Annotated in this window: 9 protein-coding genes; 2 read left to right on the plus strand and 7 right to left on the minus strand. The window is 71.6% G+C overall.

What is annotated here, in order from left to right:
* Nucleotides 1-93 precede the first annotated feature (93 nt).
* Both EUC46_RS10565 and EUC46_RS10570 read left to right on the plus strand, forming a co-directional pair.
* Nucleotides 94-1689 (plus strand): sensor histidine kinase, encoded by a 1596-nt coding sequence (locus EUC46_RS10565; protein ID WP_128774122.1) that lies wholly within the window; start codon nucleotides 94-96, stop codon nucleotides 1687-1689.
* Complete coding sequence (locus EUC46_RS10570; RefSeq protein WP_277750489.1) at nucleotides 1671-2372, plus strand: response regulator; 702 nt, start codon at nucleotides 1671-1673, stop codon at nucleotides 2370-2372. The genes EUC46_RS10565 and EUC46_RS10570 overlap by 19 nt, the downstream gene beginning before the upstream one ends.
* Nucleotides 2373-2413: 41 nt before the next feature.
* On the opposite strand, the gene pth is transcribed toward EUC46_RS10570, so the two are convergent.
* From pth to eno, 7 genes are all read right to left on the minus strand, one after another.
* Complete coding sequence (gene pth / locus EUC46_RS10575) at nucleotides 2414-3010, minus strand: aminoacyl-tRNA hydrolase (RefSeq protein WP_128774123.1); 597 nt, start codon at nucleotides 3008-3010, stop codon at nucleotides 2414-2416.
* A 31-nt stretch (nucleotides 3011-3041) separates the two neighbouring features.
* The gene (locus tag EUC46_RS10580) at nucleotides 3042-3635 is read right to left on the minus strand and encodes a 50S ribosomal protein L25/general stress protein Ctc (RefSeq protein WP_128774124.1); all 594 of its coding nucleotides are present in this window, start codon (nucleotides 3633-3635) and stop codon (nucleotides 3042-3044) included.
* A 340-nt stretch (nucleotides 3636-3975) separates the two neighbouring features.
* Nucleotides 3976-5256, minus strand: a complete 1281-nt coding sequence (locus tag EUC46_RS13335) for a type I 3-dehydroquinate dehydratase (RefSeq protein WP_128774125.1) — start codon at nucleotides 5254-5256, stop codon at nucleotides 3976-3978.
* Between the two features lie 9 nt (nucleotides 5257-5265).
* Nucleotides 5266-6216 carry a Ppx/GppA phosphatase family protein gene (locus tag EUC46_RS10590; protein WP_128774132.1) on the minus strand — a complete coding sequence of 317 codons (951 nt, stop codon included), beginning with the start codon at nucleotides 6214-6216 and terminating at the stop codon, nucleotides 5266-5268.
* Between the two features lie 29 nt (nucleotides 6217-6245).
* The gene (locus EUC46_RS10595; protein WP_128774133.1) at nucleotides 6246-6716 is read right to left on the minus strand and encodes a DUF501 domain-containing protein; all 471 of its coding nucleotides are present in this window, start codon (nucleotides 6714-6716) and stop codon (nucleotides 6246-6248) included.
* Nucleotides 6717-6961: 245 nt separating this feature from the next.
* Entirely contained in the window at nucleotides 6962-7669 is a 708-nt protein-coding gene (locus EUC46_RS10600; RefSeq protein ID WP_128774126.1) for an FtsB family cell division protein, read from the minus strand.
* A gap of 227 nt (nucleotides 7670-7896) precedes the next feature.
* On the minus strand, nucleotides 7897-9183 hold the full coding sequence (eno, locus tag EUC46_RS10605) for a phosphopyruvate hydratase (RefSeq protein ID WP_128774127.1): 1287 nt from the start codon (nucleotides 9181-9183) through the stop codon (nucleotides 7897-7899).
* Between the last annotated feature and the right edge of the window lie 648 nt (nucleotides 9184-9831).

Here is a 9831-nt window from a genome sequence, read left to right on the forward strand (position 1 = left end):
GCCCCCGCCACTGCTGGGAGCCCACCGCCCCAGCGCGCCCCCAAGGGCCCGCCTCCCCCAACCGCACGGGGAAGAGGTGACAGACTCATGCCAATGACTTCTTCTCCTCCTCGGCCCCCCTCATCGCTGCCGGCCCCCTTTAGCGCATTCCTGTCCCGGCTCAGGCGCCACCCCACCTGGATTGACGGGGGGATCGCGGCAATAGTCCTGTTTCTGGACATCCTCACCGTGATCATGGTGGTTCAATCCTCAGACCACGACCTACAACAGGGCTTTCCCGGTCTACTCCCCGGCGCCGTTACGACCTCGCTCCTGGGCGCTATCGCCCTGACACTGCGCCGACGCTTCCCACTCCAAGCGTGGCTAACGATCCTATTCGTCACACCACTATTCGAGCTGGCAGCGATAGCCATCTACGACCTCACACCCATTGAGGCGCGGCTGGCCTCCGGCCTCCACAGCGCGCTGTGGATGGTTGGCCTGCCCATTATGCTGGGCACCCTGGCCGTACGACTACGCCCCTGCCGCACCTGGATGGCGGGGCTGGTGACGCTCACTGTGGTGACGCTGTCCCAAACCCTCCTGGAGGAAATCCATGGCGGCGAGCTGACCTACCAGATCACAGTTACCGGCCTGCTCTACTCCACCGGCATCCTCGTGGGGCTCAATACCCGCTCCCACCGGCTACGACTGGTCGACGCTCAACTCCGCTCCGAGCGGCTGGCCCTGGAACGGGAACAGGCCGCACTCCTGGCGGCTGCCAACGAGCGCAGCCGCATCGCCCGGGAAATGCACGACGTCGTCGCCCACTCCCTGGCCGTCATGATCACCATGGCCGACGGCGTGACCGCCACCATTGACCGCAACCCCGCCATGGCCAAGGAGGCGTTGGAGGTCCTCGCCGAGACCGGTCGCACCGCCCTGGCCGACACCCGGCGCCTGGTCGGTGTCCTGCGCGAGGACCCGGCGGTAGCCGGCCTGGCCACCCAGGCCACCGCCGAGCCGGCCCCCAGCGCCCCGCCCCCGGAGGCGGACCGCGCCCCCGGCAGGCGCCCCCGGCGCCGGCACGGCAAGTCCCGGACCACCGGCGCCTCGGCGTCGTCGGCGGGCTCAGGGTCCTTTCCCACGGTGCGCAAGCTGCCGGTCCCCGAGTTCGCGCCCCCGGGGACGGTCGCCCCCCGCGAGCCCAGCGCCCCCATTGAGAACCTGCGCCGCCTGGCCACCGATACCTCCACCGACCGCTCCACCGGGGCCACCCCCCTGGCCCCGGCCCCCGAGCAGACCGACCTGTCCGTCCTGGTCCAGCGCTTCACCGCCGCTGGGATCCCGGTGACCTACACCTGGAACGGCGACCCCCTGCCCAGCGACAAGTCCCTCCAACTGGCCCTATTCCGCATCGCCCAGGAGTCGCTGACCAATATTCTGCGCTACGCCCCGACCACGCCGGCGGTCCGCGTCGCCGTCGAGCGCCACGTCGGCACGGTCGTCCTCACGGTGGACAATGTTGCCGCCCCCGGCTCCCAGCCCATGCACGGCTCGGGCAAGGGGCTGATCGGCATGCGGGAGCGCGCCGCGGTCTATGGTGGGACAGTCCAGGCAGGCCCCACGCCCACGGGGTGGCGTGTGTACGCGGTGCTGCGCTGGGACGAGAACAACGAAGGGACCCCCTCGTGGCAGATGCCCCAGTGACCGACGACGGCGCGCCCCAGCGCCCAGTGACGGTCGTCCTCGCCGACGACCAGGCCCTCATGCGCATGGGGTTCCGCATGGTGCTCGACGCCGAGGAGGGTATCGAGGTGGTCGGGGAGGCCTCTGACGGGACCTCGGCCGTGGCGCAGGCGCGCGCGCTCCGCCCCGACGTCATCCTCATGGATGTGCGCATGCCCGGCATGAACGGCATTGAGGCGACCGAGGCGATCGCCGCGCAGTGCCCGGGCACACGGGTCCTCATCCTGACCACCTTCGACCTGGACGAGTACGCCTTCGCGGGGCTGCGGGCGGGGGCCTCGGGATTCCTGCTCAAGGACACCCGCCCCGCCGAGCTGGCCGAGGCAATCCGCACAGTGGCCGGCGGGGAAGCCGTGGTCTCCCCGCGCATTACCCGCCGCATGCTGGAGATGTTCGCCTCCCACCTGCCCAGCAGTGGCGACTCCCAAGCCCAGGAGGACGCCCGAATCGCCTCCTTGACCCCGCGTGAGCGCGAGATCCTGGTGCTCATGGCCCACGGCATGTCCAACTCGGAGATCGCCAACCACCTGGTGGTCTCCGCCACCACCGTCAAGACCCATGTGGGCAATGTCCTGGCCAAACTTGATGTGCGCGACCGAGTGCAGGCCGTGGTCGTCGCCTACGAAACGGGGCTCATGGCCTGAAGGCCGCCACCTCGCCCCGACGCCAGCACCTCGCCGGCGCCTCAGGGCGAGTGCACCTCCTGCTGGGCCACCTCAAAGCCGCGGGTCACAACCGCCTCCACGGCGTCAGCCGCCTGCTCCAGGGTGACGGCGAGTTCTTGGCGCTGGCGCGCCGGGAAGTCCGAGAGCACGTAGTCGGCCGGGTCCTGCCGACCGGGCGGGCGCCCAATGCCCACGCGCAGGCGGGCGTAGTCGCGGGTGCCGAGGGCCTGGGAGATGGAGCGCAGGCCATTGTGCCCGCCCTCGCCGCCACCGCGCTTGAGGCGCAGCTCGTGGGCGGGCAGGTCGAGTTCGTCATGAATCACCAAAAGCCCGGTGGCGGGGTCAATGCCGTAGAACTGAGCCAGGGCCTTGACCGGACCACCGGAGACGTTCATGAGACTGGCCGGCTTGGCGAGGATGACGCGGGGGCCCGGCGCTCCCCCGGGCATGACGCCCAGGCGCGCCTGGACGACCTGGGCGCGGGCCTTGTGGCGGGACCACCGTGACCCGGCGCGCCCGGCCAGCACGTCGACCACCATGTGGCCGACGTTGTGACGGTTGCGGGCGTACCGGGCCTCAACGTTCCCCAGGCCGATGACAAGCCAGGGGTCGCTCATGAGGACTCCATGGCGCCGGTGGGCCGGTGGCTCACTCGGCCTCGGCGTCGGCCTCGGGCTCGGGCTCGTCGCTGGAGGTGTCGCTGGAGGTCGTGATGTTGACGATGTCGGTCCCGGCGTCGGTCATGGCCTCAACATTCTCGGGCAGCACCAGATCGGCCACGCGCACGGCGTTACCGGCCTCAATACCGGTGACGTCGACCTCAATGGCCTCGGGGATGGAGACGGCCGGGGCGGAAATGAGGACGCTGGCCAGCTCAATAATGTGCATGGTGCCGGGGGCGGCGTCACCAATCACGGTCACCGGGACCTCGACGTCGACGCGCTCGTGGCGGTTGACCAGGAGGAAGTCGATGTGCTGGACACCGGGGCGGATGGGGTGGCGCTGGACGTCCTTGGTCAGGGCCAGCACGGACTCCGAACCAATCTGAAGCTCAATGAGAGCGTTCTCGTTGGAGCGCAGGGCCAGGCGGGCGGCGTGCTCGTCGAGCAGGAGGTGGCGGGGGTCGGTGCCGTGGCCGTAGACGACGGCGGGGACCTGGCCGGCGCGGCGCGCCCGGCGCGCTGAGCCCTTGCCGAAGGTGGTGCGGTCCTGGGCCTTGAGGGTAACGGCGTTGTTCGCCATGGGGTCTCCTCGGGTCGGGCGGGGGGTCCCCCGCGGATGGTGATCCGGCAGGGCGCGACCACGCACGGCGCCACCCGACGCCACCACGTCGATCACGGACGCACGCACGGGGCGTGTCCCTCGCCGGGGCAACGGGGCACACCCTACCCGAGGCGGCCCACTGTCCGGAACCGCCGCCTTGAGTCCACTGCGTCACGCCCCCCGGGCTCGGGCCGCCCTCGCCCGCGGCCCGAGCCGACGAACCGGCCGCGCCTCCCGCGGACCCGGGTCCCACTGCCCGTGAGAGCGCCGCCCCTGTACATGCGTCCCCGCCGCGCGGGCCCGGGCCGCCCCGCGCGGCTCAGGGGAGCGGGTCAGGGGGCGGGGCCTGCCGGGCGGCGGGGGCGGTCAGGGCCGCCAGCGCCTGGCGGACCTCGGCCACTGGCGGCTGGCCGGGGGCGGAGGCCCGGCCCCCCGCGGTGGCGAAGGTCAGGGCCGACCCGAACACCCCGGCCAGCATGCGGCTGAGCACGCCCATCTCCCCCATGCTCATGGTCACCACCGGGATGGCCAGCTGTGAGCGGGCTCTGGCGGTGGCGGCCAGCAACCCGACGACGTCGGCCGGGCAAGCGGGTGTGACCGCGATCTTGGCAACGTCGGCGCCCGCGGTCTCCATGCGCTCCAGGCGCGAACTCATCTCCTCGCAGGAGGGCGTGGTGGTGCAGTCGTGGCTGGAGGCGACCACGTCGAGCCCCGAGTCGTGCGCGTGGCGCACTAGGGCCGGGAGGGCTCCGCTGGAGAACTCGACGTCCAGGGCGCTAATGGCCGCCGGGCGGGTGTCCTCGGGCAGGTGTCGCACCAGGAGGTCAAGGATGGTGGTGTAGTCCTCCGCCCCCAGGGCCAGGGCCCCGCCCTCGGCTGCGGTGCGCAGGGTCAGGAGCATGGGGATCTGCCGGTCCGCGAGCGCCTCGGCCACCTCGCCGGCGGCGTGCGCGAAGAAGGCGGCCAGTCTGTGAAGCGCCCGGGGCTCCAGTCGCGCTGCGTCGCCGGGGACGGCGTCGCCCTCCCCCGGTATTGGCCCTGGTCCCGGTGCTGGCAGGAGGAGCGGTGCGGGCGCGGGCTCCGGCGCCGGTGGGGGCACCGGCCGGGGGGCGGGCGGCACGGGCATGGGAACCGGGGCCTGCACCGGTCCGGTCACGGGCATGGGCACTGTCGTCCTCGGCCGTGCCGTGGGGGCCGGCGCACCCGCGGCCGGCGGCCGGCGGGGTTGCCCCGACTCCGGCCGAGGCCCGGGGCCCGCCGCCGGGTCGGGGGCGGGCCGTGCGGCCGGGTCCGCCTCAGGCTCCGCTGCCGGGTCGGGGGCGGGCCGTGCGCCTGCGCCTTCTCCGGTCCGCTGGAGCGGGTCGGCTGGAGTGGCGCTGTCCAGTAGGACGGCGACATCCAGCAGGTCGAGGCGCAACTCGACTACGTCGGCCCCTGCCCTGGCTGCGCCCCGCGCCTGGGCGGCGCAGCGTTCCGCGCTCGCCCCGGTGGTGGCGACGGCCACCACCGGCACCGCCCCGCCAATGACGGCCCCGCCCCAGCGGCGGGGGCGGGCGCAGGCCGGGGAGCCGGGGATGGGCAGCGGAGTGGTGGTGCTCATGGGGTCGCCTCAGGCCAGGGACAGGGCGATGCCGTCGAGGATGTCGTGCAGGCTGGTGATTGTGGAGCCCAGAGGGTGCCCGGCCGTGCGCGTTTCGGTCACGACCCGCCCAATGACCTCGGACCACACCAGAGCGCCGGCGGCGATGACGTCGCGGCGCCCGGGACGCAGGTAGGCCCAGGACTCCCGCTCGGCGGCGGTGGAGTGCACGATCGCGTCGCAGGAGATCAGGGCCTGCTCGGTGCTCACCCGCGCGCCGGACAGGGCCGCAGGGTCGAAGTCGTCCAGGCCCAGGGCGTGGGCGGTAATGGTGGTAATGGTGCCGGCCAGGCCGACGAGCTCGGTGGCCGACCCCAGGTCCACCTGCACCCCGGCCTGGTCGAGTAGGTAGCGCACCTCGCCCCGGGCGGCGGCCTCGGCCTGCGGGGTGACGCCGTCAGCCAGGTAGCGCTCAGTAATGCGCACCGAACCGGTGTCCATGGAGTAGATGGACTCAGGGGTCTTGACCCCCAGGACCAGCTCAGTGGAACCGCCGCCCAGGTCCACCACCAGCCGTTTGGCGCCCTGGTCCCCCGCGCTCAGGAGGGCGCCGCGGAAAGACAGGTGGGCCTCCTCCTGGCCGGTGACGACCTGCGGCTCAATGCCCAGCAGCTCGCGCACGCCGTCGACGAAGACCTGCCGGTTCTCGGCGTCGCGGGTGGCGGAGGTGGCCACGAAGCGCAGGCGCTGTGCGCCCAGCTCCTCGCAGCGGTCGGCGTAGTCGGCGACGACCGCCAGGGTGCGGTCCAGGGCTTGAGGGTCCAGGCGCCCGGTGCGGTCGACGCCCTGGCCGAGGCGCACAATCTCGTTGAGGCGCAGCAGCGGGCGCAGGCCGGCGGCGCCGCCGTCGCCCGGCTCCAGGTCGGCCACCAGCAAACGGATGGTGTTGGTGCCGCAGTCGAAGGCGGCGACACGGGTCATGACGGGGTCCTCCTTGAGGGTCAGGGTAGTCAGCAGGAGCAGCGGGACGGGTCCCACAGGCCTCGTTCGGCGAGAGCGGCCAGGGCAAGATCTCCAATCGGGTTGGTGCCCGGCCCGGCGGCCAGGGCGTGGCCCACTAAGGCGTGAAGGCATTTAACACGGGTGGGCATGCCGCCCGCCGAGATGCCCTCGATCTGCGCCACGACTCCAAGCTCGGCGCGGCGGGCCAGGTAGTCCTCGTGGGCGCGGGCGTAGGCGGCGGCGAGTTGATCGTCGTCGGCCAGGGCCTGATTGTAGGCGTCCATGAGGTGCTCAGCCTCCAGGGTTGAGCAGCCCCTCACCGCAGCGGGGTGGGTGAGGTAGTAACTGGTGGGGAAGGGGGAGCCGTCGGGCAGCCGCGGGGCGGTGCGCACAACGGTGGGGCGCCCGCACACGCAGCGGGCCGCAATGGCGACCACGCCGCGGGGCTCCCGGCCCAATTGCTCGCGCAGGGCGGCCAGGTCGGCCCGGCTGACGGCGGTCCCCCGGGAGCTGGGGACGGCCCCGGTGCCGAGCGGGTCTTGTTCGGCACCGGGCTCCGCACCCGGCGAGGCGGCCCCGGTGTCGGGCTCGGCCGTGGACCGGGGGCCGGCGGGCGCGCTCCCGTTCCCGGCTGCGCCGGGCCGGGGCCCGGACCCGGGCCGGGACGCAGACTCGGGGCGAGACGAAGACTCGGGGCGGGGTGCGGATCTCAGGGGGCGCTCTCTCACGGCTCACCGCCGGTATCGGAGGGGGCGGACGCGTCGGCGTCGCCGGGCGTGGCCGGGGCGCTGGGGGTGGGCACTGTTGGCGCGGTGGTGGACCAGCCCTGCTGGGCGGGGTCGTCGGAGGGCGGCTCCTCTTGAGCCTGACCAGCGACGCGGGAGGACTCGCGCAAAACCTCGTACCAGGGCCGGCGCCGCTCATTGTTGGAGGCGGCGGCCTCAGCGGCGTCCTCCACGCTTTGGGCGCCGACGACCACATAGGTGGTTTCCCCGGGCATGACATAGGCGAGTCGCTGCCGGGCCTGGGTTCTGACGTAGTTGTCGTCCTGCCATTTGGCGAGCTCCTCCTCATAGGCCGTGGCTGAGGCCTTGGCCTGCGTCAGGTCGGAGACGACGGCGTCGTATTGGGCGCGCTGGGCGAGGTAGCCGCGTACGGACGGGAAAGTGATCACGAAGGCGCCGAGCAGCACCAGGAGGAGAACCAGGGCGCGCACGGGGATGAGCATCCCCTGGGCGCCGCCGACGCGCAGCATGGTGCGCTCCTCGCCGCCGACGCGCGCAGAGGCGGTCGAGGGTTGAGTCTCCTCGGACTCCTTGCGCCGGGGCCTGGCAGTGGTGGTCTCGCGTTCCTTGGCGCGCCCGGGCCCGGAGGCGCCACGGCGCCCCGGGCGCGTGCCCGGGCGGGCGTTCGGGGGTCGGCGCGGCGTCATGGAGCCGATCCTGCCCCAGCCCAGGGCCGGGGTGCGAGACTCGCCCTCGGTGCGTCGGCCGCGGATCCTGGTGACGGGGCGGGCGGCGGGGCGTCGGGATGGGGAGGCGGGGCGGTGAATGCCCGGAGCCGCGGCCGACAGGACGACGGTGGGGTGTGCTGGATCTCTCCATCACACCCCACCGTCGGGCTAGTCACCAGGGTTCAGCCCTGGCTCTGAGACTGCGCTCAGGCCTTGAAGCGCGGGAAGGCGCTGGCACCGGCGTAGACGGCGGCGTCGCCCAGGGCGTCCTCAATGCGCAGGAGCTGGTTGTACTTGTTGATGCGCTCGCCGCGGGCGGGGGCACCGGTCTTGATCTGGCCGGAGTTGGTGGCCACGGCCAGGTCGGCGATGGTGACGTCCTCGGTCTCACCGGAGCGGTGGGAGGTCATGGTCTTGTAGCCGGCGCGGTGGGCCATCTCGACGGCCTCGAGGGTCTCGGTCAGCGAGCCGATCTGGTTGACCTTGACCAGCAGGGCGTTGGCGGCGCCCATCTCAATGCCCTTGGCCAGGCGCTCAGGGTTGGTGACGAAGAAGTCGTCGCCAACGATCTGGACCTTGTCGCCGATCTCGTCGGTCAGGGCCTTCCAGTCGTCCCACTCGTCCTCGCTCAGCGGGTCCTCAATGGAGACAATGGGGAAGTCGGCGACGAGCTTCTCGTAGTAGGCGACCATGTAGGCGTTGTCGCGGGCCTCGCCCTCGAAGTTGTAGGTCTTGGTCTTGGAGTCGAAGAACTCCGAGGAGGCGACGTCCATGGCCAGGGCGACATCCTTGCCGGGCTTGTAGCCGGCCTTCTCAATGGCCTCGACAATGAGCTCCAGGGCCTCACGGTTGGAGTCGAGGTTGGGGGCGAAGCCGCCCTCGTCACCGAGGCCGGTGGACAGGCCGCGCTCCTTGACCACGGCCTTGAGGGCGTGGTAGACCTCAGCGCCCCAGCGCAGGGCCTCACGGAAGGTGGGGGCGCCAATGGGGGCGATCATGAACTCCTGGATGTCCACGTTGGAGTCGGCGTGGGAGCCGCCGTTCATAATGTTCATCATGGGCACGGGCAGGATGTGGGCGCCGGGCCCGCCAATGTACTGGAAGAGGTCCAGGCCGGCGGACTTCGCGGAGGCCTGGGCAGCGGCCAGGGAAACGCCGAGAATGGCGTTGGCGCCGAGCTTGCCCTTGTTGGCGGTGCCGTCCAGGTCAATCATGCACTGGTCCAGGCCGCGCTGGTCGGAGGCCTCGAACTCGATAATCTCCGGGGCGATAATGTCGTTGACGTTGGCGACGGCCTTCTCGACACCCTTGCCGAGGTAGCGGCCCTTGTCGCCGTCGCGCAGCTCAACGGCCTCGAAGGCACCGGTGGAGGCGCCGGAGGGAACGGCGGCGCGCGCGGAGGAGCCGTCGTCCAGGACGATCTCGACTTCGAGGGTCGGGTTACCACGGGAATCCAGGATTTCGCGGGCGTGAACTGTCTCGATGAGGGCCACTTGGTGCTCCTAGGTGTGGATTGGTCGGATGCAGGGTCAGCCTAGCGGCCTGCATCACTTTCTAGGTGGCTGTTGGTCATCCGATTCATATGTTCACGCCGGGCGTGAAAGCCGCACCGCCCCCGAGCCTCCTGGCGCCCCCGGCGGCACCCCCGCTCACGACGGCCCGACGCGCGAAGCGGGCCGGCTGCGGGCCACCGGCGGCGCCGGTGGGCGGACGGCCCGAGGAGTTGGCGGTGTTGCACATTCTTCTTGCGCCGGCCCGTGAGGGATCGTTGATATTTCAACGATCCCCCGTCGCAGAGGGTCGGTTCGACAAGGATGAATGTGCAACGACGTACCCGTTCGCACATTCATCCCATTCCCGGACCCCCAGATCCCGAGCAGATCCGCAGGATTCCGCGCCTCCCCACTCCTCGAGGGAAGAAAGAATGTGCAACCCCCAGACCCGGGCGCGCCCGGAGGTCCCCGGACGACCTCGTCCGCAACGAGACTGGCCGCGCCCAGACCCGGGCGCGCCCGGGGGGTGCCCCTATGTGGTGTGTCAAGCGGCGGTGGCTAGTGGTTGGGCTGGTTGGGGGTCGTAGAGGGTGCCGTTTCGGATCATGGCGTGCAGGGTGAGGACGCGGCGGTGGGCGAGGGCGATGA

Origin of the sequence: Actinomyces oricola, from assembly GCF_004104015.1 — a bacterium.
GTDB lineage: Bacteria > Actinomycetota > Actinomycetes > Actinomycetales > Actinomycetaceae > Actinomyces > Actinomyces oricola.